The organism is Nostoc sp. (assembly GCF_036919675.1).
Lineage (GTDB): Bacteria > Cyanobacteriota > Cyanobacteriia > Cyanobacteriales > Nostocaceae > Nostoc.
The window spans coordinates 37,193-62,959 of sequence record NZ_JBALCP010000104.1; the positions used below are offsets into that span (position 1 = coordinate 37,193).

Below are 25,767 nucleotides of genomic sequence, written 5' to 3' on the forward strand. Positions count from 1 at the left end.
TTAATTTGAGATTTATACCGTCAGAATTCACTCTTAATTGCAAGTTATAAACACCCTAATATTAGCCCCTTGTATGAATCCAAAGCGATCGCTATTTCGGACGAAGATTTAATGTAAGGAAGGCTAAAATTATGGCTAATTGTGGTGTTGACAACATGAAGCCATTTTGGAAAACTTTGATTACCTTGGGAGCGATCGCTGGGGTATAGAGTCAGTCTCACTAAGAATTGCCGTGGGAGGAACTCTAAGATATTAATTACGTTAGCGCAGCTACTTTGGTTGCCGCAAGGCAGTCTAAGCAAGTTGCGTCTGTGAAGCTAGAATCCCCTCGTCTAAAGACGAGGGGAGTGTCAATTTTACCCCCTTTTAAAGGGATCGCCGCAGGTGGGGGATTTTAACCTAACCGTATTGCTGCCACATGGATATTTCAGCAAAACACCCTGACATCAACAAACAAGCTATTAATCAGTATTTCAGCCGATACCACTAGCTGCTTGAAAGCGATGTCTGGCGACAAGCCGCTTTGCGTCTACGCTCTAGTACCAATGCTGAATACTCTTTCTTCACCAGGGCACAAACCCTTATTTTTCGTTAACTTGCGAAAGTTTGTGATCTACTAACAGCTTAAAAGCGATAGTTGCGATCGCGCACCCACATACTAACTGGTACTGCTTTCCCCTGTGGATCTACTTTCGCCTTCACCACAATGGGTGGTAGCTGTCCTCTGCGGGCGCGTTGGGTTTGTAAGTCGTTGGTAATCTGCCGCCGTTGGTTTTCTTTTATGTAATACGTTTCTAAGCCGTAGTTAACAGAACCATCCTGATAAACACCTTTCAAGGCTACCTGATTGGCTCTAAGAGTTGTGGGAAAATCGCTACTTACTCGTAACGGTCTCCAAGCTCTAGGAACACCGCGACCAAAGGATAGTTGCTCTTGCAAAGTCACGAAGATGTTGGTTCCTTCAGGCAATCTTCTGCCACTTCCACGGCCTCTGCTAACTAATGTTTGCCAACCAGGTAGTCGGCTCAAATTTGCGGTACGGGATATGTTGTAATCTAACGCTAAGGTGTTACCTTCCAGCACATTGTTAGGGTCTACAGGTACGGTTTGCAAAATCACCGTTTTACCTGTCACGTCTGTATAAACCGCTTGGGCTGGTACTGCCATAATTAGCCCTGTTTGTAGCGCCAGGGGAGCTAGTAACCGCCAAAAAGGTAAAGGCTTATTCGATTTTTGTTCACTGGCAATCAAGTAATCCCGAAAAGTCACCTTATTGGAGAATTCGGCTTCGGGAGACAAGGTTTTATTTTTAGATTCAGGAGAACTATTAGTCATGAGCGTAGTCCTAAAAAGCGGAGGGATTGAGGAGGTCAAAAGTAACGAGATTAGGACTGACGCAGAGAACCTTTAAAAATTTTGACGCACAGAGATTTCAGAATTTTGGATTTTAGATTTTAGATTTTAGATTTTAGATTTTTTTATTCAATCCAAAATCAAAAATTCAAAATTTAAAATTGGTATGACTTGTTTCATCTTTTGCACTACTTCTTACTTGTAGAGCTACCACCAGGTAAACGGCGTTCAAACCAGAGTCCAGCGCTAATTAAAGCAGAACCGCACAAGACATAGACCAGCGACTTAAAAAGTAAGTCTGTATCGTACTCTTGCACGCGACTGATAATTTGGACTGTTAATAACAGCATACCGCCCCAAAAGGAATTTCTGTTGCTTAATTTCAATCCTTCTTGAATTAGTCCCCAGGCTAATGTTGCTAGAAGTACATTGAAAATAAAAACACCAAGTTCATCAATCCGGCTGATAGTTTGATGCCAAAAAGGTATTATGACAATAAAGGCAAGAAAAGTACCAATGATAGCAGTTGTGAAAATCACTTCGCGGCGCGGAGGGTTATTTCTTTGACGCAGTAGAAACAACCATTGCAATACCGCCAACCCGCTGAGAATCCCCAGATCGATGATCGGCAGAGACTCGAACAAGTTTGTCACATTCGTTGGCTGATTATAACCATAATTTGGAGATTCCCAGACCCAACGAAAAGAGAGAATGTAAAAGACAATGCCGAAGCTTACCAACGCTAAATTACGGGCCAGGGATTGAAACAACCTGTAATTTATGCTTGGAAACAGCAAATCATCATAACTCCAGAATAATGCAGGTGGGAGTGCAAAAGCAAAAGATGCCACCCAAGGGGCTATATCAACATAATTCAGCAGTGGCAGCGGATTGAGGTTGGCTTGTAAGGAACTAGCAAAGACAAAGGCTGCTAGACCAAAAATCCAACGCGATCGACAGAAGTAGGCTAAGGGAACAAACACCAGCCATGCCAACAAAGGCATATGCTGCACTACTAGCCGCGACCAAGTGAACTCACCTGAGGTGTACCACAAGTCTTCTAGTCCAGTCCAATACCCGATTTCCACGAGGACAATTGACAGAATTCCTAAAGAATTTAAGGACAAACTGAAAGCCATCACCACAACACCCAACCCCCAAGCGAGAAATAATTGGGAAGTTGAACCGGCAATATTGAACATTTGGGCCATCAGCAGTAAATTTGCACCGAAAATGAAGGCGCTTAAAATTAGCAACCCCTCTCCCAGTAAGCGTTTACTTCGTTGCGGCTTCTTTCCTTCAGGTGGTCTCCAGGTGTAAAAACCAGTGATAGCGATCGCAAAAAACAAACTCATCATCAGAATAAATTTGATTTCTCGTGACCCTCCCTGCCAGTTTCCGGCTACAAAGGTAATTATGCCTAAGCATAAAAGGATGCCGCCTACAGCAATCGCGATCGCTTTATTGCGATCGCGTGCAGCAGATTCCAGGTTTTTAAAGTGATAACGTTCTGCTAATTGCTCATACAGCGAAGAACTAATTAATCCTTCATCCCTCCATAATTGTGCTTCTTTGCGTAATTTTTGCGGAAAATTCTCTAAGATCATGACCTTCTCCGGTGCAGTGGGGTAGCTTGGCCATTGCAATCCCAATGGCGGTCATTATATTTTGAGTATGAAGCCAAAAGCCTTAATTACATTGTTCTTGTGTAACAGTTTCATTTGTATTTTGATACAACCTAGTACCGCAAGGCGGAAGTCAAAATTCAAAATTCAAAATTCAAAAGTATTAAGGAATTGGCTTTTTAGGGTTTTTAAATGGTTGCTCTATTTACGCCGTGTTGTACCAGTTATTTATATATCTACATGGAAAAACCTTCTAATTTATTACTTAAAGTCTCGCGGCGTTTGTTCACTAATCTAGATGAACAAGAAAAATTTATCGAGGCTTTAATAAATCCTCAGCCTTTTTCACCCAGTATTCTTTGGTGTCAAGAAAAGCCAGATATTTCACCTTTGGCAGTGGAAACACCAACCTCTTGGCAACCAAAATTTATAGACCGCTTATACCTGGGAGAAAAACCCGGTCAGCATCCCTTACATCAAAAAGGATATTTCTATTGCTTAGATTTTTCTTCGGTGTTTGCAGCTACTACTTTGTTAGCTATTCCTCAGTCAGTACGTTTAGTTTTTGATATGTGTGCCGCACCAGGAGGTAAAAGTATCTTCGCTTGGAAAGCTTTACAACCTGACTTACTGATCAGTAATGAAGTAATTGGCAAACGTCTGGGAATGCTAATTTCTAATTTTAAGCGTTGTCAGATCAGCCCTAGTGCAGTGGTTAATAGAGATTCGAGTATATTTGCCCAAATGTTTTTCGGCTCTAGCAATCTAGTAATAGTAGATGCTCCTTGCACTGGACAATCCTTACTCGCCAAAGGTGAAAAAGCACCCGGATGTTTTCACCCAACTGCTATTAATAAGAGTGCAAATCGGCAAAAGCGCATTATAGCTAACTCTGCTAAAATAGTTTCACCACAAGGCTATCTGGCTTATATGACTTGTACATATTCACCGGAAGAAAATGAGCAAATTTGTGAATGGTTTTTAGAACGCTTTCCCCAGTTTCAGGCAATAGAAATGAGTAATTTAGCCAAATATCAGTCGCATTTAACTACCATGCCTTGTTATCGGATGTTTCCTCAAGATAGGTTAGGCGCTGGTGCGTTTACAGTCCTGTTTAAAAATACTAATGACGATGAAGATGAGCCTAAAAAATTAGATTTAAATACAATATCTTCGCTGTATATCTACGAAAATTTGAAAAAGTCAAGTTAGTTACATTGGTGAGATATATTCTAGCTTAATGCCAGAATATATCATGTTTTGAATAGTGCTGCATTTGTCAATCAGCCATCAGAAATACATCTTTTAAGCCAATTGACTTTATATTCAGGTAACAGATATAGGAATTCTGGTATAAATGCAACATACGCTACGGATAAAACGTTTTTATCTACATCAAATTACAGCCAAAAGCTTTAAAAATCTTGTGCCTCGTTCCCAGTCTGAGACTGGGAATGCAATTGTGAGGCTACCGCCTCTAGTCCAAGCGGCAGAGCTGCAATTGAAGAGCATTGGCAGCTAGAATTTGGAAACGAGATTAAGAGATTAATAAAAACTTCCAATAATTAACTCTGATGGATAAAAATTTAACCTTTTCATAATCTAAGATTAATCAAAATTTATCCAGTATCAGCTCTAGACTTTTTGAAATAAACATTGTACAAAAAAGCTAGACCGTACAAGATGCAAATTACATGAGTCGAAAAGTCAGCAAAGTGTTTGAACAGTCTGGGGTGATTCCTTATAGAGTGAACAATGGCAAAGTCGAAATATTGCTAATCACCACCCGTAACTTTCAACACTGGGTAATTCCGAAAGGAGATATTCCTAATGGTATGAGTCCGCCCGATTCAGCAGCCAAAGAGGCGTGGGAAGAAGCAGGGATAATTGGGCAGGTAGACGCCAATGAACTGGGCACTTACAAGTACCGCAAACGAGGTAAAATTTACCGGGTCAAGATATATTTGTTGCCAGTGGACATGCTGAGTGAAGATTATCCAGAAGCAAGTAAAAGAAAACGGCAGTGGGTAGAAGTGAATAAAGCTATCAGGTGGGTTAAGTTTAATTCACTCAAACGAATCCTGAAAGGTTTTTTTCAGGTCAAATCTCACTTTTGTGCATTTCGAGATGCTAGTTAGATATAGAAATACAAACTATAGCGGTTTTCGACCCAGTAAGGTACAGTTTTCACCTCACTTACATTCCTCTCTCTTTTTAGGAAACAGGCTTTGAATTTTTCCCCCTTCCTGCTTCGGGAAGTTAAATTAACATTGGATGCAATGGCGGAAGTTGAAAAGCTTTCTTCAACGTTTACCAAACCTGAAAAAATGGTTCGTCGAAATCTTTTGTAACTCTGCTTGATTTTTGGATCATTTTTTACTTTTACCCCCTCGGTCAAATGACCCTATCTTCACACGAGCCTTTCCATTCATACTCAGATGTATAAAGACAATCTACCTATACTTACGGCAGATTGTCTTTATTCCCGTTTGGAATTGGCTTCGCTCCTCGCGCCACCAACATCTGGAAAATTTGTTGGCGATTCTGCTCTCCACTAGAACGGACGTTAGCTGCATTCTGTAAAGCTTGATCACCGACCTCTGCTACCAATGTTTTGCCATCATCTGGAGTGGCCTCAAACAACAGCTTAATCGTATCTAGCCTTCCCCAGAAAGCAGCCTCTACCAATGCCTTACCATCAGGCTTTGCTCCTGCTTGCAGCAGCAGTCTGACCATTTCTGGTTCTCTAGCCCAGTAGAGTGCAGAACGACCCTGTGGATCGGGAGTATTAACATTGGTTCCTACTCGAACCAGTGCTTGCAATTCATTAGGTAATTGATACCGTGCCATATGAATCAACAGCTGTTCGCGTGTTTTCTGCACATCACCTTGTTGAGATAAATTAATAACATATTGTTCTGTTCCCATCGTATCGATGCGACCATACAACATACTCCCAACTACAAGAAGTATTGGAATAAGTATTGCAAGACTAGCCCTGAGCGTTACTGGAAACCAACGCCAGAGTATTAAACTGCTTGCTCCTACTAGGATACAGCCCAAAGCCATTATCCCGATATTGGCAGCCAAAATAATAGCTACCTTAGCAAACCACTCAGGCAAAACAACCAGCCAAGCGAGAATGCGTAAGCGCATCAACAGCCAGAACCAGAGTGCTGAAATGCTCCAAGATATAATAATTAGAATTCGTAAACTGTAAGCCAGTCTGCTTGCGATTTGAAACATTTTTAACTGACGGGGCTACAAAATAGCCTGAAAAGCTTGTGAGGTAAATATTGTAGCAAAGCAAGGTTTATCGGTAATAAAGTCCTTACCCTTACCGCGCTAACTCACTACAAACTTTAATTTATTTACGCCTAGTACCGCAAGGCGGAAGTCAAAAGTCAAAAGTCAAAAGTCAAAAGTATTATGGAATGGGCTTTTTAGGGATTTTAAATGGTTGCTCTATTTACGCCGTGGCGTACTAGCTACTTATTGAAAAGCGCTCTAAGCACCGTGAGGGATTTTCAATAAGTAGCTATATTTAAAACAACTGTACTCACTAATTAAAAAAAGTAAACCTTAGATGTAAAACATTACCCATGTTTACATTTATTTTATGATGAGTATGGGTCTATTTATTGAGTGTACAATTCGTTCTATATCCACAATAAAGCTACCCAACTTTTTATACCCACAATTCCATCAGCTTGCAATCCCTTAGATGTTTGGAAACTGACAATTGCATTTTTAACTGACTCCGCAAAATGCCCATCAATGGCATCAGTATATAATCCAATATTTTTTAATTGCTGTTGTAATTGTTTTACTCTTAGCCCAGAATCTCCTAGCTGCAATCCATTGAATCTATTCAAATCGGCTCGACCACTAACACCAGCTACACCAGATATATCACCTTCATATTGATGGATTAGGTATTGCCCCTGCCAAGCGCCAGGAATACTTGGGTTCTTGGTTCCGTAGTGGGCAATCCATAACGGATAACTAGCAAAATCAGATGGATTACCAAGTTCTTGCCAGAAACTAGGAAAGGTATAAATAATTGGCTTAATTGGTTTTTTTGTTTGTTGTAGAAGGGCTTTTTCCACCTCTGCTAACCACTGCTTCGCTCCATTAATTACAGCTTGGTTACTTCCTTTGTCAGTTACCTCTACATCCAGAACTGGTGGTAGGTCTCCTGGTTCTAATTTCCCCAACGTTTTTAAGAATTCCTTCGCTTGCTCAACCGGGTCAGATGTATGTGGGTGAAAGAAATGATAAGCACCCCGAATAATACCAACAGTTTTCATCGTCTGCCAGTGATGAGCAAAAGCAGAATCTTTGATGCTAACTCCTTCTGTAGCTTTGACAAACGCAAAAGTTTTACCAGAGTTTTTTACTGCCGTCCAATCTACTCTGCCGTCTTGATCGGCAACATCAATTCCTTCCATAGAATTTTTTAACCTTTTTAAACAGTACAATACTGAACTTATCAGAGGCTGTGATCAAATTTATGCTATTTCTGGATGTTTGAGTAAATTACAGAAATTTACTAGGGTTGAGTGCCAACGGCTCGCACCGGAGTTACTCTGACTTTGCCTGTACAAGGCTTGATTTGTTCTGTGAGGCTAAAGTGCTGGTAAGCATTAGGAGGCGTGATTTCAATTTTACTAGACATTGGGCAGTGTTCCTCTGGAGAACTAATGTGGTTGTATGCTATCTGAAATGAGGCTTGTGTTCCAGGAGCTAGAGTTACTTGTTGTCGAGGTTGCTTACTCGAAAAGTAAGTGTCCTGGGAGCGGATAACTTTAACCCCCTCCAAAGGCTGACCTTTTGCATCCAGTAGTGCCAATCCCGGATAACCGTAGAGGTTGCAAGGAGATGAGGCGTTATTGCTGAAGGCGTAGGTGAGGGCAACATTCCCAACGCCAGCATCTTCGGAGACTCGGCGCACTGACAATTGACTAGTTTCACAGCGCGTCGAATTTGTGGCAATAGTGGCTTCAGGGGTAGAATTCTCTGTAGTTTTTCCAATCGGTGTAGGTGTTGAGGTTAACACAGTCGCTTTCGTCGGCTGTTCAGTGCTTACTGGTAAGGCTTGTGGCTGTTTTGTAACAGAGGAAGAACCGACACAGGCAGTTGTCACCGCAGTCAGGAGCAATAACAGACTGCCTTCCATAATTAGAATTCGCATATCTCTTTTTTTATAGTGAACTACTTACACTGATGCTTCACATCCAGTATAAGTTTCCAAATTCACAAGGGTTAGCGTTGCTGCGTCATTACGTAACGAATTCAACAGCTTATACATCTTTTCGGGCAACGTGAACAGCAGAAAGAAACGAGAGGTGTACACTGTCTCCAAAGTTCCTCAGCTTTTCCCGCAATCCTGCAAATAGCAACTCCTTCGCCTTTGGCTCCAGTCTCCCAATGGTACTTGATAGCTTAAGGTAGTCATCGATGCTGTACGTAACCTCACACGCGATTTGCTCAGTCACCAACTTCTTAAAATAACCAGAGTCTAGAATGTCTTGTTCAAACCCTCTCAAAATTTCCGCTTGAGTTTTGGCACCTTCATACCGAACAAATGAGGGAGCATAGGCTTGAAACACTTCCTCGATCGCTTGGTAAACTTCGTATTTAGGTTCAGGTCTCAAATTCCATAGCAGGATGAGAAACCCGTTGTCGCGTAATACCGTCGCTGCCTTGGCATACCGAATCTCTGACGGTATCCAGTGAAAGGCATTAGCAGATAGAACGGCATTGAACTGTTTTGCTTCCTGTTCCCACTCCTCAAATGAGGTGTTGTGGATTGCAACGTTTGGATAGGTTGCACAGTTGCGTTGTGCTAAATGACAAAAATCCTGGTTTGGCTCAATACACGTCATTGAAAAACCAAATTGAGCAAAAGCTACCGTCGCATTTCCTGGACCACAACCGACCTCAAGAATCGATGCATCTGAGTCAAGTTGGGCTAAAACGACGGACCGCTCGATCAGTTGCTTTGGATATTGTGGTCTGGCGTTGTAATAAACATCAGCAACGGGAGAATACCAATTCCTTCGCTGTTCTAAATCTATAGAAGCTCTGGCATTTATTTCTTGTTTAGAGTCTTGCATAAGCTAGTTTGATCAGCTTTTGAGTCCAACTTCATTTTATTTGGTCTGGTGGATCAAAGACCAATTCAATATCGATTGCTGTCGCTATACTGTTTGCAAAACCCTCTAAAGATTGGGATTCTCTTGGAAGAAAGCTTGTAAGCTACTAAATAAGACAAACCCGAAACCAGTTACGATCGCAACTGGTTTGACATCATGAATGGGATGAAGGTCACAAACCTGTAAACTACCTTCTAAGTAAGAATTGAGCGCTGGGTAAAGTTCTCACATTTTCGATATTTTATCGCTAATATTATCATTGCGATCGCTAGTCAACTAGAGGCGATGTGATCGCTCATAAAATAATCTTTGTGTTAACTCTTATAATAAGCGACCAAATTTGCGACGATCGCAACTAGTTCTCCTGGGTCAACCGGTTTAGCCACATGAGTTTGAAAGCCCGCTTCCAGGGCACGGCTACGATACTCACTATCGCCATAGGCAGTTAAGGCGATAGCGGGGAGTTTTCCCCAAATATCAGGCTTCAGCGCCCGGATCTTGCGGATAAGAGTGTAGCCATCTTCACCAGGCATAGCAATATCACAAATCAAGACATCAGGTTGCAACTCAGGTAATACTTTCAATGCTATCGCTGCCGATGCAACTGCCATGACAGTGGCTCCATCTGCTTCTAACACGGTAGTAATGTAAAAGCGGCTATCGTCATCATCATCAACTACGAGGATGTTTAAGCCAGCAAGGGGAAGAGCAGGTTCCATAACATCTCCATTAATGTTGATCAAATGAAAGTTATTTCTAATCAGCCGCTTGTTTTTTCTCAATGACCACACCATTGGTAATTTTACTGCGATCGCGCCTATTTTCTAAACAATAATTCAATTTGTCCAGTTACATCCAATTGATGGTTAATTATTAGTTAGCGTTTATAATTATTGACTGGATAAAATTATGTTGGTATTTAAATTCCTTTACATTTAAAAAATTCATTTTAACAAATAGTTTGGAGTTTCAGAATAATTTTATTAATTACTCACCGAATTTACGATGTTTAAATTTTGGATAATGGAATTGTTGGCGGGGCCTCTCGTAGAGAAGATTCATGTGTTCCATTATTTAATGCATGTTTGAGACTTCCGAATTTAAATGCGAGAATAATTCTATTTTTCCATTATCCAAACATTTTTTGACAAGCAAGTGACTTGATTGCTGGGGTCAATCTAAATTCTATTTTTCCATTATCCAAAATTGGTTGACTGCTTTCTTACTAATAGGTTTGGATTTTGATGGAGGCTTTTAAAATCAATATGCTTGGGTTAAGACTCGATCCTCTTTAACCCACGCCAGTCGCTCACAGGGGTCTCTCCAAGTAGAACAATTGGCGTGGAAACCCCCAGACGCTCTCTCCCAGACCAAGGCGTAGCATTAGAGCAAGTCTTAAAAAGGGGAGCCACTACGGTTTTCCCAATGCCAAGGAAGCGTCTCGTTCGCTTGCTCCTGGTACGGATGCTGCGCGAACAGGCTTTTTTAAATTTTGAATTTTGAATCTTTCAATTCCAAAATCCAAAATTTAAACATCGTAAATTCAGTGATCAGCTTTTAGTTAAGTAAACTCAAAACTCAAAACTTGATTACTCCCATTCAATGGTTCCAGGTGGCTTAGAGGTGATGTCATAAACCACTCGATTCACCCCTTTCACCTCATTCACAATCCGAGTGGAAATGACTTCCAGGACATCGTAAGGGACTCTAGCCCAATCAGCAGTCATGCCATCTTCACTGGTAACAATCCGCAAAACAATCGGGTAAGCGTAAGTGCGTTGATCCCCCATAACGCCAACACTACGAATTGGCAACAATACAGCAAATGCTTGCCAGAAATCATGATACATGCCGCGTCGGTTAATTTCTTGCCGAACAATCAAATCGGCATCGCGCAAAATATTTAACCGTTCAGATGTGACTTCTCCTAGAATGCGAATTGCCAAACCAGGGCCAGGAAAAGGTTGCCGTTGGACAATTTCTTCTGGTAAACCAATGGAACGCCCAACTTTGCGGACTTCATCTTTAAATAGTTTCCGCAGTGGTTCCACCAATTTAAATCTTAAGTCTTTGGGCAAACCACCAACATTGTGATGACTCTTAATTTTCACCGCTACCCGCTCACCAGTTTGGGGATCAACGTTGGTGTCAGCAGATTCGATCACATCTGGATAAAGAGTCCCTTGAGCCAGATAGTCAAAGTGGCCGAGGCGCTTGGATGTTTCCTCAAATACGCTGATAAATTCGTGTCCGATGCGGCGGCGTTTTTCTTCAGGATCTGTAATATTGGCAATTGTAGCTAAAAAGCGATCGCGGGCATTCACATACTCTACAGGAATGTGAAACTGTTCTTGGAATAGCTTTACCAATCGCTCTGGCTCATACTTTCGCATAAAGCCTTGATCGATAAATACGCAAGTTAGTTTCTCACCAATCGCTTTATACAGCAAGAAGGCCAGAGTAGAAGAATCCACTCCCCCAGATAGCGCCAACAGCACCCGCTTCTCGCCAACTCTGGTGCGAATTTCCCCAATTGCCTCTTCGACAAAAGCCGCTGTTGTCCAAGTGGGTTCGCAATCGCAGATATGGTAGACAAAATTACGGATTAATGCTATACCGCCAATAGAATGCACCACCTCTGGATGGAATTGAACGCCGTAAAGTTTCCTTTCGTGGTCGGCAATGGCAGCACAGGGAGTATTTTCTGTATGTGCCAGCAATTCAAACCCTGACGGCATTTGGATAACTGAGTCTCCATGACTCATCCACATAGTGATGCCATCTTCGACATTAGTGAGCAAATCTGTAGGATCATCAATATATAATGATGCTTTGCCGTACTCACCTCGGTCAGCCTTTACCACTTCCCCACCGAGTTGGTTTACCATTAGCTGCATCCCATAGCAAACACCCAAGACGGGTATTCCCAAATTCCAGATTTCTGGGTCACAATGGGGAGCTTTATCACCATAAACCGAACTCGGCCCACCGGAGAGGATGATTCCCTTAGGATTGAGTTGGCGCAAAAGTGCAGAAGAAGTGCGATAGGACAAAACTTCAGAGTATACTTGAGTCTCGCGGATGCGCCGGGCAATCAACTCAGAATATTGAGAGCCGAAGTCCAGAATTACAATCAATTGACGATCAAGCCGCCCAAAATCTTCCAATGTTTGGGGGGCTTGTTCTGTTGGTAGAGTCACCGCTGTATTCATGACGGAAATGTTATATCTGTTAAGGATAAATAGATGCTTTGTGGTCTATGGTGATGCTATTATTCAGCCTGCATAGGCTGATAATGGTACAGAAGCCCTAGACAAACGCGAGGTTATGTGCGTTTGTCTAGTCCCGGAGGCGGAGATGGTATGAAAACGATAAATCTACCCTAGAGTGGTTACTTAAAAGATTATTTATTTGGATTGTTTACGATTATTCATAATAAATTAACATAATTTTCCCATCAACAGACCAGCAGTTTTACTCTTCACGATAATTTTGCGATCGCGATCAAAGAGGATAGAGCCACAGACTGTTACTTCTGTGCCCCTTTCACTATGGTTTTGGATGTATTCTTGCGAACGAACATCGATAGTTTCGGCGATCGCAGTGTAAACTTGATTTACCCAATCACTGCCAGTTGCAGCATCTAGCGATTTTAAATATGTTAATGCAGCTTCGGCGGTCGCACTGTTAAACACAGCTTGGATATCTGGTGATTTTAAACCAGCGATCGCACAATGCGCTGCCAAAATTTCCCGGCGTCCATCAGCCAAGTAGTGATGGGTGTGAAAAATTCCTCCTGCCAGTTTCATCAGCTTACCGTGATAGCCAAATAATAAGATTTCTTTCACGCCTAGCACATCAGCTTCTACTAACATTGGGCCGAGCCAGTTAGCAGTTTTGACCAATTGTTCAGGATTAATCCCTAGTTTACGCGCCAAATCTAGACCATTCTCCCCGATACAGAATACTAAACTCTCAAAACGACTGGCTTTATTTTGTAATTCCCCCCGAAAAACTGCAAGCTGATCGGGTGTACTTAAAGGTTGAGAAATGCCGGTTGTGCCTAAAAGGGAAAGTCCTTCAACCACACCAAAAGCAGAATTTGAAGTCCGAACAGCAAGCGATCGCCCTTCGGGTAGAATAATCGTCACCGTGATTTTTTCCCCCGGTGCTAGCATCCGTTGCAAGTTTTCTTTTAGGAGCCTTTGAGCATAAGCATAAATAGCCGGCTTGTCATCAGCATTCATCTGTCTGCCAATTCCTTCCCCTCCTTTAATAGTTATTGCCTCCCCCTCTCCCCCTGCTTCCCCTGCTTCCCCTGCTTCCCCTCCCCATTCCACCAATGCCCAAATCGGTGTATCTTTAGTCAGGTCAAGATTATCACCTGGGTCACTACGGCCGATCGCTAAAGCCATGCTCTCAGATAGTCCTGCTACCTGTTCAATTGGGATTTCTGCGATTTGAGCGGGTTCAATCAAATCTACAGACGCAACTTTTAGGGGTTGGCGATCGCGTAACCAGTGTAAAGCTGCAACAGCAGTAGCGCAGGCAAATACTGGGAGTGTGTATCCAGAACGAGACATTTTTTTAAATTCAAAAGTCAAAACGGTATGTGCAACAACTAAAAGTTGCCCAAGCCTTGATATGCAAATATTATGCCGCTTTGGATGCAATAGTTAGAGCAAGCTAATCACGGTGTCCCATTCTTGAACGAGCTTTCTCTCTTGATTCAAGAAGAACTTTCAAGATTTCTTGACGTTCTACTGTTTGCCAACTTTCTATAAACCTGATTATGGCTATATTTACCATATCTTGCAATACAGGCGCTTCAGAACCAAATTCGAGTAGCAGTTCTGCCCTTATAGCTTGCAACTGTTGATATAGATCGTCAGGAATTCGAGTACCAGCCATAAAGAATTAACGCTCACACTAGTAAATTTTACTTTATGAAAGCTTATAAACATGTAAACATGTTTATAGGCAAGCGGGCAAAATATCTGTATAGTACAAGCTATTATGGAATAAAATACATGAGTACTACTTCATCCACGTACTTAATAAACGGCAAACTGCCCGTTATTTCAGTGTTTTCAGGGGCAGGTGGGCTTGATTTGGGATTAGAAGCAACTGGTATTTTTGAAACACGTTGTTGTCTTGAGGTAGATAGCCACTCCTGTATTAGTCTTCGGCATAACAGACGGGAAGGTCGTAGAAGCGGAACTCATGGCTTCTTAAACAACGCAGTTGTGTTGCAAAAAGATGCTTGGCAAGTTGAAGGAGAAACTTTATTACGAGCTGCTAGATTGTCTAAGGGACAGGTAGCTCTGTTGGTAGGAGGGCCACCGTGTCAATCATTCTCAGTATTTGGTCGTCGTCGAGGGATGGATGACCCACGCGGAAATCTAATGTGGCGATTTGTTAGCTATGTGAAAAGTCTTGAACCTGAGTGCTTTTGGTTAGAGAATGTGCCTGGTTTATTAACGGTAGAAGCTGGTGAGACATTTAAACAAGTATTGCAAGCTTTAGAATCAATTCAGCCATATAAGGTCAACTATTACGTTGTAGAAGCTGCTGATTATGGCGTTCCTCAATATAGGAAAAGAATTTTTATCTTTGGCTCACGTTCTGGAATCGAACTTCCTCAAAATCTACCCGAACTACTGGCAACACATGGTGGAGCAGAACGACCTAATGAAGATACTTTCCAGATGGAACTTAATCGTTTACCACGAGTTTGTGTTAAACATGCACTGGCTAGTTTGCCTGAAGAGCTTGGGAGTATCCACAATCATATTGGTAGAAAGCACAGCGAAGAGATTAAGAACAGATATAGGAATTTGAGATTTGGCGAGAGAGATTCTGCTACTAGAATTAATAAGTTACATCCAGATAGACCAAGCTATACGATCATTGTTGGCTCAGATAAAGGAGGTGGTAAAGGGCATATTCATCCCTTTCAACCTCGTGAAGTTACCCCACGTGAATCCGCAAGGATACAAACATTTCCGGATTTTTGGTATTTCTCTGGAACTAGCAGACATCCTATTAGACAGGTTGGCAACGCAGTTCCTCCTGTATTGGCTGCTGTTTGGGCTAAGTACGTAGCTCTAAAGCTATTTGATATTCCTTCAGGCATTGTAAGAACAACTAATGAGATGCTTGTTTCTTTAGGACAAGCTCACTTATTACCACTGTTTAATCAACAAACAATAGATGCTCATAGAGAAACTAGTTTGGATGTACCGTCGAAACCTGAGCTTCGAGCATTTCTTGTATTGGTTTAAGTGCTTTTCCATTTATAAATGCGGATTGAGATTTGTACTGTGTACCAACAAGAAATGGATATTGAAGCAGACTTAGTTGAACTCTGATAAATGCTCTAACATTAGGTTCTTCTCCACATAGAAGTTCAGATGCAGCGCCAGAAAGCTTCCATACCCATCTATCCCTTTCGCGGACAATCATTATGATGCCAATAAAACTTCCATAAGCACTATACTTGTCGCGGAAAAACGATGGATCTCGATCACTTTCAATGGGTCTACCAGATAGCTGTAGAAATCTATTGGTTACAGCATCATAATCATAAGTTTGACCGTCAAATTCTGCAAAAATGGTGGCAACATCAATTAAATACTCTTCAAAGTCAGAATCAGTACTCTGAATCTTATTTGCAAGAAAACGTATGATTGGAGGCGGGGATTGAAGCATAAAAAGCTTGCTTTACAGAATAATCAATTTTTCATATTAGCCCAAGTTTGTTTACTCGTCTGCTACCTACGTCTAGCCGAAGAATTACATAGTTTATCTACCAACTTACAAATTATGTTAGCGAAGCGGTAGCAAGGAACGAGGGTCATTACGAATTAGTAAAGTTAGACTCCCATTTCTGATAATAGAGCTTCCATAGCTTCCCAAGAGAGTCCTTGTTGAATATAACGGGGTGCTTCAGGATTATAAGGACTGGCTACTCGGTCAATGTTGAGGATGTTTACCCCATCGGGTAGAACTGGTACATCTGCATCAAATGCCGTTGGACGCATCAAAGAACTGGAAAAGCCTTTGAAAATAGCAATTGTATCTTGCTCATCGGCAATTTCCACCATTACAAGTAAGACTTCTTGGGGGCGTTTAGCGGTGTATTGTTCCAGTCGCTTACCAATGGAATTCATTTTTTTAAGAGTAGGGGTACGGTGGCGCAACGACGGTTACTGTGGTGTGGCTGAACGTCCCTGCTTGCCGAGCTTAATCAGAACAAAATAGCTTAAGTAAAGCACATAAATTACTAAACTAATTATGCCAAGAAAACCTAAGAACTCAGCCTTGCTATTAGCATGGAAATATTCTTTGAATAGCAATGGAGCCTCAAACCAGACGCGACAATAGGGAGTTTTAAGCATATTGCCAGAAAAAGCACAACCCAAAAAAGGGATAAAAGCTAGTGTCCCCAAAATACAATAAACAGTTGTAGCCCAGCGCCAAGAGGTAAAAATAAATTTCAAAGAGCCACTGGTTTGATACTCAATTTCATCGTTGAGATCCACCCAGAACCACAGCGAAATCGGGATCAAAATCCGAGCTATCAACCCAGAAATAAAGCTAACTGGATACTGGGCAATCATTAAGTAAATCGTGATTGCCACCAGGCTTGATACCCGCCAGTATATACTCAATAAGCGTTGTATGCTTTCTGCTTTTTGCACAAATGCCCAAATCAGAAGAATTAGCGGAATAATTACCAGAAATAATACTGCCAGTCGATAATCAATCCAGACGAAAGGGCGAAACCAAATATTATAGTCCATTGTTTTTCTCAAACGCTAAATAAAACATTTTTAACCAAGAGCAACTATCCATAACTGATAAACCTGTAAGCTATTAGCTAGCTAGTAGTCGATCTATATTAGATAACAGTTTAATCAAAGCACAAAGCTCAGTGTCTTGCCTCAAAACTGCGCTCTAACTTCTTTGTGCAAGCAAGTGGCTCCCCAACTCATAAGTAGATGGATCTAAATAAATATAATAAGACTTACGCACACTCTACGATTCTTCTCTTCTCTACGAGACGCTGCGCGTTGGCGTTGGCGGAAGCCTCTCGCAGAGATGGCGGTAGCCTGCGGCAAGCCACTACGTGTCTACGATAAATTAAGCTTTTTGGCAATTTTTGCGTAAGTCCTATTAAGAATAGTTCGTCATTGCGTACTCCTTTGGAGAACCCGTATCACTTCGTGGAAGCAAGCTACGCGTAGCGTCTCTGCCAGGAGAAGGGTACGAAGTTTTCGCGGTAGCGTCTTGTAAAGTTGCAATCGCAAAGCACTGAGATTGCTTCTCTATGAGACGCTACGCGAACACTCCACTGCGTTACGTACTCTACAGGAAGGCTTACGCCAACGCAATGACATTTTATATTTAATTTCGCCCAACTCATACCATTTCACGAAATTTATACTATAAATACGTTTGTAGGGGCATACATGTGTACGCCCCTACAGCCAATTCATTTGTTACAAAGATTTTTGGAAAAGATATTAGATGGTACAATGGTCAATTCACTTTCCTTAATCTCTCTATTTAGCAAAAAACAAGCAACTCAAAGATCCTCAACTTAGATTTTGCACCTACCTGTAGTAGCATCAGGGAGTCTGTTCAAAACCCACCCACCAACTACAAATTCGGCACTCCCAGACAAAACCCCAACTTTTTTGGGTATAAAGGTTTGCTTATAAGATAAAAAAACTCTTAAAGTTTAACCCTTATACATCCGTAACTTCAGATATTTCACCAATTTTCCACCCGTTGGAGAAAATGATCAAAGAGGGAGAGTGCGATTTGAGGCGGGAGTGAGGTGAAAGTGCGACATTTGAGTAAGTAAATCCTGGTTGCTTGCTGACCAAATGAACAGAAAATTCACTTGCCTGAATTTTTAGTCGTCGTAAACCCGGCATTCAATTGCATCTGGGTTGTCATCACAATACTGTTCTAGAGAGTTTTTTGGCTTGCTTTGGCGCTTGTGGGAAGCTTCGGCTTGCAATTCTTCTACTGCATCCCAAGCCGCAGCACACTCTGGTGAGTTGCTACCGCTAGTATCACAGACAGTACGCGCTTGTTCGACTTCTTCTTGAATTTTCTCTTGGATACCGCTGTTTGCTGTTTCTTGGATGTTAGTCATTGCTTTAGTCTCGTGGTGTGTTGTTAATACCAGTATAGAAAAAATTTAGAGATGGCAGATTTTGGCTTGATTACTAACCATTCTAACCACTTAGCTCATAAGTTAGTACTTTAGCCTATTGATTTATAACCAATACAGGAAACTGCCGTATCTATGATGCATTCATCTTTAATTTTTTAAGATTTTGTGGAATCAGTACTAGAGATAAACAATCATACAATATATTTAGATGCATCTATTAGGGAATGACAACCCCAGCTTTTTGGGATGGAGGAGACAAAGGGCTGGCGCTAATTCTTGTAAAATGCAATTCTTCCCAAAAAAAAATCAAAACCTACTAGCCTAAAAAGAGAAAGAAGCTCAAAACTCATGGCAGACCAAATGCAGTGGGCAAACGCCCTATCAACCCGTCATTCTTTGGAAGCCGCTGTTACAGATGTGGTGGAACGAGCTGTCTCATCATTAACAGCACCTGCGGATCTAGGACTGGTATTCATTTCGTCTGCTTTTGCGAGTGAGTATTCCCGACTGTTACCGTTGTTAGCCGAAAAACTTTCTGTGCCAGTGCTAATTGGCTGTAGTGGTGGAGGTGTGATTGGGACGACAGTTAGCGGAGAAACCCAAGAACTGGAAACTGAACCAGCTATCAGCTTGACTTTGGCACACCTTCCAGGAGTGAAGGTTCAAGTCTTTCATATTGTTGCTGAAGAATTACCTGACTTAGACAGTTCACCAGATGCTTGGGTTGATTTGATTGGTGTGCCAGCATCACCGACACCCCAGTTCATCTTGCTGTCTAGTTCTTTCGCCTCTGGAATCAACAATTTGTTGCAGGGACTGGATTTTGCTTATCCAGGATCGGTGATAGTGGGGGGACAGGCTAGTGGTGGGGGTATGGGTGGTCGTGTTGCCCTATTTTGTAATGATGCTGAGGAACACCAAAACCTGTATCGCGAGGGCACTGTTGGTATAGCTTTGACTGGCAATATTGTTTTAGAAACTATTGTAGCCCAAGGATGCCGACCGATTGGCAAACCATTGCAAGTCACAAAAGCCGATCGCAATATTATTCTGGAGTTAGATGATAAAGTCCCTCTAATGGTGTTGCGAGATTTGATTGCCAGTCTCAGCGAACAAGAACGGACTTTAGCACAGCACTCTCTGTTTGTTGGTGTAGCAATGGATGAATTTAAGCTGGCTTTGCAGCAAGGAGACTTTTTAATTCGTGGTATTCTTGGGGTCGATCCAACAGCTGGGGCGATCGCAATTGGCGATCGCGTCCGTCCTGGTCAAAGGCTGCAATTCCACCTACGCGATGCCCAAGCCTCTGCTGAAGACCTAGAATTACTTCTCCAAAGTTATCAACACCAACGAGACTCTGAACCCTCTGCCGTAGCTGCCTTGATGTTTGCCTGTCTGGGGCGAGGTGAAGGACTGTATGGTAAACCCAATTTCGATTCTGAACTATTTCGGCGTTACATTAACGATATTCCTGTAGTCGGCTTTTTCTGTGGTGGTGAAATCGGCCCTGTTGGTGGCAGAACCTTCTTACACGCCTACACTTCAGCATTTGGAATTTGTCGCCAAAATCAGTTATGAATTATAAGTTAGACTCCTGACTCTATAGCAATCCTATCTGAATTTCATTCAAATTCGCGGTGTCCAGATCCCCGACTTCTCAAAGAAGTCGGGGATCTGACTTTTCACGAATGATTTTTAGCATTTAGTTGTCCTTCTATACTTGCAGATATATATCGAGAGAAACGCTCTGAAGACTTGTATATATAAAGAAATATATTCCTTGTATAGACTAGTTTAAATATTAATTTATACCTTGTATTCTTTAACTAAAAGCTCCATGATTGATTGAGGAAGCACATAGTTATAGGTGAGTTAATAATAATGTGGATAGACTTCATTATTTTTTCTGATTCCTAGCAAGAAAATATCTAATATTAATCTGAAACTTATTCATGTCGGAGTTCGAGTAATCCAATGCTAGAAGGATGGATTCAAATTGTATTAACGCTACTAATTGTAGTAGCGTTCACTCCCTTTTTTGGGCGCTATATGGCGCGTGTCTACCTAGAGCAAAGTACTTTTCTCGACCCAATTTTGAATCCGGTTGAGCGAGTACTTTATGCTTTGGTTGGCGTTAAAACCAAAGAAAACATGACGGGCTGGCAGTATGGGCGGGCAATCCTGTATAGCAACGTAGTAATGGGGTTGCTGATTTTCTCTATCATCATGAATCAGGGATGGTTACCACTTAACCCCACGGGGATAAATGCCCCAACTTGGGACACAACGCTACATACTACCATTTCCTTTATTACTAATACCAACCAGCAGCACTATTCTGGTGAAACCTACATGAGCTATGCCAGCCAAATGTGGGGACTTGGTTATCACATGTTCACCTCCTCTGCAACTGGTTTGGCGGTAGGAATTGCTTTTATTCGGGGATTGACGGGTAGACCGTTAGGCAACTTTTATGTAGATATAATTCGCTCGATTACCCGAATTTTGCTGCCTATTTGTATTGTCGGTAGCATTGCCTTGATGGCAGCTGGGGTTCCAGAAACCCTGGCGGGTGCAGTTGTATTCCCTACCTTGGAAGATCCGAATATTAGTCAGGCGATCGCTCGTGGCCCAGTTGCCCATTTTGAAATTATCAAGCAATTAGGGGAAAACGGCGGCGGCTTTTTCGCCATCAACTCGGCACACCCCTTTGAAAATCCCAACGGATTTTCTAACTTAATTCAGATTGTGGCAATGCTTTCGATTCCCACGTCCCTGATCTACACCTACGGCTTATTTGCAAATAACACCAAACAAGCCTGGTTACTCTACAGCATGATCGGTGTAATTTTTCTAGGATTTCTGATTGTTACCGCTATTGGGGAATACAACGGCAATCCGGCTGTAAATACGCTTTTGGGCAGTCAGCAACCGAACCTAGAAGGTAAAGAAGTCCGGTTTGGTTGGGCAGAATCGGCATTATTTGCGGTAAGTACAACCGCAACCATGTGCGGAGCCGTCAATAGTTTTCACGACTCCTTCATGCCGCTCGGCGGTTTTATTTTTCTCTCTAATATGTTTCTGCAAATCATCTGGGGTGGACAGGGTACAGGAACAGCTTACTTGTTTGCCTATAGCATCCTGGCAGTATTCGTCACCGGTCTGATGGTAGGACGCACGCCAGAATTTTTGGGACGCAAAATTGAAAAGCGTGAGGTAGTGCTTGCTAGCTTCCTGATTTTGCTGGTTCACCCGATCGCAATTTTAATTCCGGGGGGAATCGCCTTAGCTTTTTCTGACCAACTAGCAGGAATTAGCAATCCCGGCTTTCATGGGTTTTCTCAGGTGATCTACGAATATGCCTCAGCTGCTGCTAACAACGGCTCTGGGTTTGAAGGTTTAGGCGATTCCCAACCATCTCCGTTTGCGATCGCCACGGGCGCAAAAACCACTGCAACAGCCCTGTGGTGGAACTTGAGTACCTGCTTCAGTTTACTAGCTGGCCGCTATATTCCAATTTTAGGTTTGCTGTTTTTAGCAGATAGCATGTCCCGCAAGCAAGCTGTTCCCTACACGACTGGTACATTGCGAACCGATACTGGACTATTTACAGGCGTTACCGCAGGCGTGATTTTAATCTTGGGCGCACTTACATTCTTCCCAGTACTTGCCTTAGGCCCCATCGCTGAAGCCTTCTTTATCGCCAAAGGCATTGGCTAGGGATTAGGCGAATGGAGAAAGATGAGTGAGTTAGAAGTTTAGGACTTACGCACACTCTACAAATTTTTGGCGCTCTTCTCTACGAGACGCTGCGCGAAGGCGTCTTCTCTGCGAGACGCTGCGCGTTCACGTAGTGTCTCGTAGAGATGGCGGTTCGATTTTAACAATTTTTGCTTAAGTCCTGAAGTTAAAGCATTGGCTCAAAGACTCATTCATCCACCTCAAAGACTCATTCATCCACCTCAAAGACTCATTCATCCACCTCAAAGACTCGTTCATCCACCTCAAAGACTCGTTCATCCACCTCAGATACTCGTTCATCCACCTCGAAGACTCATTCATCCACCTCAGATACTCGTTCATCCACCTTAAAGACTCATTCATCCACCTCAAAGACTCGTTCATCCACCTCAAAGACTCGTTCATCCACCTCAGATACTCGTTTATCCACCTCAAAGACTCGTTCATCCACCTTTGATACTCATGCCCAAAATTTAATGTATGCCAATTACTACTGATTCTCCTTCGCCCCGTATTCCATCTGGAACTCGTGACTCGCGCAAGCACACCCCCAAGACAGATATGCAGGGGCTTTACCAGAGAGCAATTCGTGAGTCATTTGTCAAGCTCGATCCTCGAATTACTGTCAGAAACCCAGTTATGTTTGTTGTTTGGGTGGGGACAATTGTTACCTTCCTGGTTACCCTTAACCCAAATTTATTTGGCACAATCCAGGCAGATATCAATCAACAACGCCTGTTAAACGGGTTGATTAGCTTTATTCTCTTTTTCACACTCGTTTTTGCCAACTTTGCCGAAGCCGTAGCTGAAGGACGCGGAAAAGCACAGGCTGATTCACTTCGATCAACGCGATCGGATACGATCGCTAACAAAATCCTCCCCGATGGTTCTATACAACAAGTCAATTCTACGGAACTGCGACGGGGCGATTTGGTTAAGGTGATTGCAAATAATATGATTCCCGCCGATGGGGATGTAATTAAAGGCATTGGCTCAGTGGATGAGTCTGCGATTACTGGAGAATCTGCGCCCGTACTCAAGCAACCAGGTACAGATATTGCAAGTTCCGTGACAGGAGGTACACGCCTCCTCTCAGACGAGTTGACAATTCGCATTAGTGCTGATCCTGGTCAAGGCTTTATCGATCGCATGATTTCCCTGGTGGAAGGAGCAGAACGCAGCAAGACTCCCAACGAAATTGCTTTGACGGTATTGTTGGCAGTATTAACACAGGTTTTCTTGATTGTGGTGGCGACTATGCCTCCATTTGTTGGCTACATTGCCAGCTTTATCAGCACGGCCTTTGGCGTTGAGGCGGCAAACAGCTTGCGTGCGGGTGCTAGCGTTGCTATTCTAATCTCGTTACTGGTAGCTTTGATTCCCACAACTATCGGTGGTTTGCTCAGTGCGATCGGCATCGCTGGTATGGACAGGGTTGCCCAATTTAACGTCATCGCTACCTCTGGTCGAGCAGTAGAAGCTTGCGGCGACATCAATACCTTGGTGCTGGATAAAACAGGCACTATTACCTTGGGTAATCGGATGGCTGATGAGTTTATTCCTCTGGATAATCACTCACTAGAAGATGTGGCGCGAGTCTCCCTAGCTGCTAGCTTATTTGACGAGACGCCAGAAGGCAAGTCAATCGTGATATTGGCAGAAAAGTCCCAGGTTGCAGTAGACTTTAATATCGACAAAGCCGAAGGTGTGGAATTTTCGGCGAAAACCCGGATGAGTGGCACGAATCTAGCCGATGGCAAACAAATTCGCAAAGGAGCAGTGGATGCTATTAAAGGATTTGTCCGTTCTCGTGGCGGCTACGTTCCTGATGATGTAGACGCAGCTTATGAGCGAGTTTCCCGATTAGGCGGTACACCCTTAGCTATTTGCCAAGATGACAAGATTTATGGTGTGATCTACCTCAAAGATATTGTCAAACCTGGTCTGCGGGAACGGTTTGACCAACTCCGCCGCATGGGTGTTCGCACCGTTATGCTCACAGGTGACAATCGAATTACTGCTTCGGTGATTGCCGAAGAGGCTGGGGTGGATGATTTTATTGCCGAAGCGACTCCAGAAGACAAAATTGAGGTGATTCGCTCCGAACAATCTCAGGGTAAACTGGTGGCAATGACCGGGGATGGCACTAACGATGCACCTGCTTTGGCTCAAGCAAACGTGGGTGTGGCGATGAACTCTGGGACGCAAGCTGCCAAAGAAGCTGCTAACATGGTGGACTTAGACTCTGACCCTACGAAGCTAATTGACCTAGTAACCATAGGTAAACAGTTATTGATTACCCGTGGCGCATTGACAACATTCTCGATCGCTAACGATATTGCCAAATATTTTGCGATCATTCCCACTATCTTTGCAGCTGCTGGAATCGGCGCACTTAATATTATGGGATTAAAGAGTGCCCAATCTGCGATCGTCTCAGCGCTGATTTACAATGCCTTGATTATTCCGGCACTAATTCCGCTAGCACTCAAAGGGGTGAAGTTTTTACCTTTAACAGCAGATCAACTGTTACGTCGCAACATCTTCATCTTTGGCTTTGGTGGTATCATTGCTCCCTTCATTGCCATCAAACTGATAGATATTATTCTGCCGTTGTCTTAATTAACTATGAAACCTTCTCATATCCGACGCACTATTCTTGTATCCCAAGTAGTTGAAGAAATAACTGAAATCTGGTGTCAATGGCGTAAACAAAAGCTGCCACTGTATTTATTCCTAGCAATGTGTTTCAACCTAGTGGTTGCACCTTTGGTTTATGCAGCTACTGGCGAACAACTTTCCCGCAGTCAATCTTGGGGATTGGGGTTGTTAGGACTGGTGACGCTAGGGCTTTCCATCTATCTATTTTTTGTAATGTTTGTACCGGAGAAATTCTAATGAGTTTTGCACGTGAAGCTAGCAGAGCTGTTCGTTCTACCCTGGTACTCTGGGTTATTGGAGCGATTATTTATCCTTTTGCGATGATTGCCATTGGGCAGATTGTGTTTCCCTTTCAAGCAAACGGTAGTCTACTGAAAAATAATACAGGTCAAGTGGTAGGTTCTGCCTTGATTGGTCAACCTTTTACTAGCGATCGCTATTTTAACAGCCGTCCCAGTACCACCAGCTACAGTACAGCCGACCCCAAAAAGGACGATGCGGGAGTTTTGAAAACTGGGGTTTCCGGCGCTAGTAATTTGGCTCCCAGTAATCCCGCATTGCTGGAACGCATCAAAGGTAAAGATGACCCAGACCCTAGCAAAAAGGTTGAAGGTGACCTGAATCGTCTAAAAACAGCAGGTGTACAGCCGACTGGCGATCTAGTCTACACCTCTGGTTCCAGCCTTGACCCCCACATTACCCCCAAAGCTGCGATCGCGCAAATTGCACGAGTGGCAAAGGCGCGAGGATTTCAACCGAACCAACTAGAAACTTTGATTGCCCAAAACACCGATGGTCGCTTTCTCGGCATCTTTGGTGAGCCTGGAGTTAATGTGTTGAAGTTGAATTTAGCTCTGGATAAAATCAAGGGATAAAGGTATGGAAAGTAGTTAAAACTATTTACTATCGGATTTAATTTCAAACCTAATATCTCCGACTTCTTTAAGAAGTCGGAGATATTATTATTCATCAATGATCAATATCTCAAGCATTGAGAATTTCGGATTTAGTCGGTTCACAATGCATCAACCCCCAAGCG

The 25,767-nt window shown here is 42.7% G+C and carries 24 protein-coding genes; 8 read left to right on the forward strand and 16 right to left on the reverse strand.

Features of this window, described 5'->3' with window-relative positions; genetic code table 11:
- Positions 1-44 precede the first annotated feature (44 nt).
- From V7K49_RS23965 to V7K49_RS23975, 3 genes are all read right to left on the reverse strand, one after another.
- Complete coding sequence (locus V7K49_RS23965) at positions 45-221, reverse strand: hypothetical protein (protein ID WP_334871176.1); 177 nt, start codon at positions 219-221, stop codon at positions 45-47.
- Positions 222-624: 403 nt separating this feature from the next.
- Entirely contained in the window at positions 625-1,335 is a 711-nt protein-coding gene (locus tag V7K49_RS23970) for a GDYXXLXY domain-containing protein (RefSeq protein WP_335207818.1), read from the reverse strand.
- A 206-nt stretch (positions 1,336-1,541) separates the two neighbouring features.
- Positions 1,542-2,960: a DUF2157 domain-containing protein gene (locus V7K49_RS23975; RefSeq protein ID WP_334871174.1), complete on the reverse strand. Its 1,419-nt coding sequence runs from the start codon at positions 2,958-2,960 to the stop codon at positions 1,542-1,544.
- Between the two features lie 258 nt (positions 2,961-3,218).
- Between V7K49_RS23975 and V7K49_RS23980 the strand changes: the two genes are divergently transcribed.
- Positions 3,219-4,190, forward strand: a complete 972-nt coding sequence (locus V7K49_RS23980; RefSeq protein WP_334871173.1) for an RsmB/NOP family class I SAM-dependent RNA methyltransferase — start codon at positions 3,219-3,221, stop codon at positions 4,188-4,190.
- A 482-nt stretch (positions 4,191-4,672) separates the two neighbouring features.
- The gene (locus V7K49_RS23985) at positions 4,673-5,116 is read left to right on the forward strand and encodes an NUDIX hydrolase (protein WP_335207819.1); all 444 of its coding nucleotides are present in this window, start codon (positions 4,673-4,675) and stop codon (positions 5,114-5,116) included.
- A 325-nt stretch (positions 5,117-5,441) separates the two neighbouring features.
- On the opposite strand, the gene V7K49_RS23990 is transcribed toward V7K49_RS23985, so the two are convergent.
- The 8 genes from V7K49_RS23990 to V7K49_RS24025 form a co-directional block, all read right to left on the reverse strand.
- A complete protein-coding gene (locus tag V7K49_RS23990) occupies positions 5,442-6,224 on the reverse strand; it encodes an ankyrin repeat domain-containing protein (protein ID WP_335207820.1) in 783 nt (260 codons plus the stop codon).
- A 413-nt stretch (positions 6,225-6,637) separates the two neighbouring features.
- Positions 6,638-7,429 (reverse strand): GH25 family lysozyme, encoded by a 792-nt coding sequence (locus tag V7K49_RS23995; protein ID WP_335207821.1) that lies wholly within the window; start codon positions 7,427-7,429, stop codon positions 6,638-6,640.
- Positions 7,430-7,530: 101 nt separating this feature from the next.
- Positions 7,531-8,172 carry a DUF4232 domain-containing protein gene (locus tag V7K49_RS24000; RefSeq protein WP_334871169.1) on the reverse strand — a complete coding sequence of 214 codons (642 nt, stop codon included), beginning with the start codon at positions 8,170-8,172 and terminating at the stop codon, positions 7,531-7,533.
- Between the two features lie 109 nt (positions 8,173-8,281).
- Positions 8,282-9,097, reverse strand: coding sequence for a class I SAM-dependent methyltransferase (locus V7K49_RS24005; protein ID WP_335207822.1), 816 nt, complete (start codon positions 9,095-9,097; stop codon positions 8,282-8,284).
- A 353-nt stretch (positions 9,098-9,450) separates the two neighbouring features.
- Entirely contained in the window at positions 9,451-9,855 is a 405-nt protein-coding gene (locus V7K49_RS24010; protein ID WP_335207823.1) for a response regulator, read from the reverse strand.
- Positions 9,856-10,725: 870 nt separating this feature from the next.
- Positions 10,726-12,348, reverse strand: coding sequence for a glutamine-hydrolyzing GMP synthase (guaA, locus tag V7K49_RS24015; RefSeq protein ID WP_334871166.1), 1,623 nt, complete (start codon positions 12,346-12,348; stop codon positions 10,726-10,728).
- Positions 12,349-12,576: 228 nt separating this feature from the next.
- Positions 12,577-13,719 (reverse strand): cobalt-precorrin-5B (C(1))-methyltransferase CbiD, encoded by a 1,143-nt coding sequence (gene cbiD, locus V7K49_RS24020; protein WP_335207825.1) that lies wholly within the window; start codon positions 13,717-13,719, stop codon positions 12,577-12,579.
- A gap of 103 nt (positions 13,720-13,822) precedes the next feature.
- A complete protein-coding gene (locus V7K49_RS24025; protein WP_335207827.1) occupies positions 13,823-14,047 on the reverse strand; it encodes a hypothetical protein in 225 nt (74 codons plus the stop codon).
- A 119-nt stretch (positions 14,048-14,166) separates the two neighbouring features.
- Here V7K49_RS24025 and V7K49_RS24030 point away from each other — a divergent pair, with 119 nt between their 5' ends.
- A complete protein-coding gene (locus tag V7K49_RS24030; RefSeq protein WP_335207828.1) occupies positions 14,167-15,420 on the forward strand; it encodes a DNA cytosine methyltransferase in 1,254 nt (417 codons plus the stop codon).
- Here V7K49_RS24030 and V7K49_RS24035 read toward each other — a convergent pair.
- From V7K49_RS24035 to V7K49_RS24050, 4 genes are all read right to left on the reverse strand, one after another.
- A complete protein-coding gene (locus V7K49_RS24035) occupies positions 15,365-15,847 on the reverse strand; it encodes a hypothetical protein (RefSeq protein WP_335207829.1) in 483 nt (160 codons plus the stop codon). The two genes, V7K49_RS24030 and V7K49_RS24035, sit on opposite strands and share 56 nt — an antisense overlap.
- A gap of 164 nt (positions 15,848-16,011) precedes the next feature.
- On the reverse strand, positions 16,012-16,308 hold the full coding sequence (locus tag V7K49_RS24040) for a DUF7734 family protein (RefSeq protein ID WP_335207830.1): 297 nt from the start codon (positions 16,306-16,308) through the stop codon (positions 16,012-16,014).
- Between the two features lie 36 nt (positions 16,309-16,344).
- The gene (locus tag V7K49_RS24045) at positions 16,345-16,941 is read right to left on the reverse strand and encodes a DUF3177 family protein (RefSeq protein WP_334726090.1); all 597 of its coding nucleotides are present in this window, start codon (positions 16,939-16,941) and stop codon (positions 16,345-16,347) included.
- 1,118 nt (positions 16,942-18,059) lie between these two features.
- Positions 18,060-18,305, reverse strand: coding sequence for a Calvin cycle protein CP12 (locus V7K49_RS24050; protein WP_334871161.1), 246 nt, complete (start codon positions 18,303-18,305; stop codon positions 18,060-18,062).
- Positions 18,306-18,674: 369 nt separating this feature from the next.
- On the opposite strand from V7K49_RS24050, the gene V7K49_RS24055 reads away from it, so the two are divergent.
- The gene (locus V7K49_RS24055; protein WP_334871160.1) at positions 18,675-19,904 is read left to right on the forward strand and encodes an FIST signal transduction protein; all 1,230 of its coding nucleotides are present in this window, start codon (positions 18,675-18,677) and stop codon (positions 19,902-19,904) included.
- Positions 19,905-20,300: 396 nt separating this feature from the next.
- A complete protein-coding gene (kdpA, locus tag V7K49_RS24060) occupies positions 20,301-22,046 on the forward strand; it encodes a potassium-transporting ATPase subunit KdpA (RefSeq protein WP_335207831.1) in 1,746 nt (581 codons plus the stop codon).
- 174 nt (positions 22,047-22,220) lie between these two features.
- Here the strand turns inward: kdpA and V7K49_RS24065 are convergent, their stop codons facing one another.
- On the reverse strand, positions 22,221-22,430 hold the full coding sequence (locus tag V7K49_RS24065; protein WP_335207832.1) for a hypothetical protein: 210 nt from the start codon (positions 22,428-22,430) through the stop codon (positions 22,221-22,223).
- 117 nt (positions 22,431-22,547) lie between these two features.
- Between V7K49_RS24065 and kdpB the strand changes: the two genes are divergently transcribed.
- The 3 genes from kdpB to kdpC are packed head-to-tail and all read left to right on the forward strand — an operon-like array spanning position 22,548 to position 25,603.
- A complete protein-coding gene (gene kdpB / locus V7K49_RS24070; RefSeq protein ID WP_335207834.1) occupies positions 22,548-24,689 on the forward strand; it encodes a potassium-transporting ATPase subunit KdpB in 2,142 nt (713 codons plus the stop codon).
- A gap of 6 nt (positions 24,690-24,695) precedes the next feature.
- A complete protein-coding gene (locus V7K49_RS24075) occupies positions 24,696-24,965 on the forward strand; it encodes a potassium-transporting ATPase subunit F (RefSeq protein WP_334868435.1) in 270 nt (89 codons plus the stop codon).
- Positions 24,965-25,603 carry a K(+)-transporting ATPase subunit C gene (gene kdpC / locus V7K49_RS24080; RefSeq protein ID WP_335207836.1) on the forward strand — a complete coding sequence of 213 codons (639 nt, stop codon included), beginning with the start codon at positions 24,965-24,967 and terminating at the stop codon, positions 25,601-25,603. Before V7K49_RS24075 ends, kdpC begins: the two co-directional genes overlap by 1 nt.
- The last annotated feature ends 164 nt before the right edge of the window (positions 25,604-25,767 follow it).

Excerpts from the sequence above, each read along its gene's own strand:
- V7K49_RS23970 (WP_335207818.1), bottom strand. The coding sequence starts at position 1,335 with ATGACTAATAGTTCTCCTGAATCTAAAAATAAAACCTTGTCTCCCGAA.
- V7K49_RS23975 (WP_334871174.1), bottom strand. The coding sequence starts at position 2,960 with ATGATCTTAGAGAATTTTCCGCAAAAATTACGCAAAGAAGCACAATTA.
- V7K49_RS23980 (WP_334871173.1), top strand. The coding sequence starts at position 3,219 with ATGGAAAAACCTTCTAATTTATTACTTAAAGTCTCGCGGCGTTTGTTC.
- V7K49_RS23985 (WP_335207819.1), top strand. The coding sequence starts at position 4,673 with ATGAGTCGAAAAGTCAGCAAAGTGTTTGAACAGTCTGGGGTGATTCCT.
- V7K49_RS23990 (WP_335207820.1), bottom strand. The coding sequence starts at position 6,224 with ATGTTTCAAATCGCAAGCAGACTGGCTTACAGTTTACGAATTCTAATT.
- V7K49_RS23995 (WP_335207821.1), bottom strand. The coding sequence starts at position 7,429 with ATGGAAGGAATTGATGTTGCCGATCAAGACGGCAGAGTAGATTGGACG.
- V7K49_RS24000 (WP_334871169.1), bottom strand. The coding sequence starts at position 8,172 with ATGCGAATTCTAATTATGGAAGGCAGTCTGTTATTGCTCCTGACTGCG.
- V7K49_RS24005 (WP_335207822.1), bottom strand. The coding sequence starts at position 9,097 with ATGCAAGACTCTAAACAAGAAATAAATGCCAGAGCTTCTATAGATTTA.
- V7K49_RS24010 (WP_335207823.1), bottom strand. The coding sequence starts at position 9,855 with ATGGAACCTGCTCTTCCCCTTGCTGGCTTAAACATCCTCGTAGTTGAT.
- guaA (WP_334871166.1), bottom strand. The coding sequence starts at position 12,348 with ATGAATACAGCGGTGACTCTACCAACAGAACAAGCCCCCCAAACATTG.
- cbiD (WP_335207825.1), bottom strand. The coding sequence starts at position 13,719 with ATGTCTCGTTCTGGATACACACTCCCAGTATTTGCCTGCGCTACTGCT.
- V7K49_RS24025 (WP_335207827.1), bottom strand. The coding sequence starts at position 14,047 with ATGGCTGGTACTCGAATTCCTGACGATCTATATCAACAGTTGCAAGCT.
- V7K49_RS24030 (WP_335207828.1), top strand. The coding sequence starts at position 14,167 with ATGAGTACTACTTCATCCACGTACTTAATAAACGGCAAACTGCCCGTT.
- V7K49_RS24035 (WP_335207829.1), bottom strand. The coding sequence starts at position 15,847 with ATGCTTCAATCCCCGCCTCCAATCATACGTTTTCTTGCAAATAAGATT.
- V7K49_RS24040 (WP_335207830.1), bottom strand. The coding sequence starts at position 16,308 with ATGAATTCCATTGGTAAGCGACTGGAACAATACACCGCTAAACGCCCC.
- V7K49_RS24045 (WP_334726090.1), bottom strand. The coding sequence starts at position 16,941 with ATGGACTATAATATTTGGTTTCGCCCTTTCGTCTGGATTGATTATCGA.
- V7K49_RS24050 (WP_334871161.1), bottom strand. The coding sequence starts at position 18,305 with ATGACTAACATCCAAGAAACAGCAAACAGCGGTATCCAAGAGAAAATT.
- V7K49_RS24055 (WP_334871160.1), top strand. The coding sequence starts at position 18,675 with ATGGCAGACCAAATGCAGTGGGCAAACGCCCTATCAACCCGTCATTCT.
- kdpA (WP_335207831.1), top strand. The coding sequence starts at position 20,301 with ATGCTAGAAGGATGGATTCAAATTGTATTAACGCTACTAATTGTAGTA.
- V7K49_RS24065 (WP_335207832.1), bottom strand. The coding sequence starts at position 22,430 with ATGAATGAGTCTTTAAGGTGGATGAACGAGTATCTGAGGTGGATGAAT.
- kdpB (WP_335207834.1), top strand. The coding sequence starts at position 22,548 with ATGCCAATTACTACTGATTCTCCTTCGCCCCGTATTCCATCTGGAACT.
- V7K49_RS24075 (WP_334868435.1), top strand. The coding sequence starts at position 24,696 with ATGAAACCTTCTCATATCCGACGCACTATTCTTGTATCCCAAGTAGTT.
- kdpC (WP_335207836.1), top strand. The coding sequence starts at position 24,965 with ATGAGTTTTGCACGTGAAGCTAGCAGAGCTGTTCGTTCTACCCTGGTA.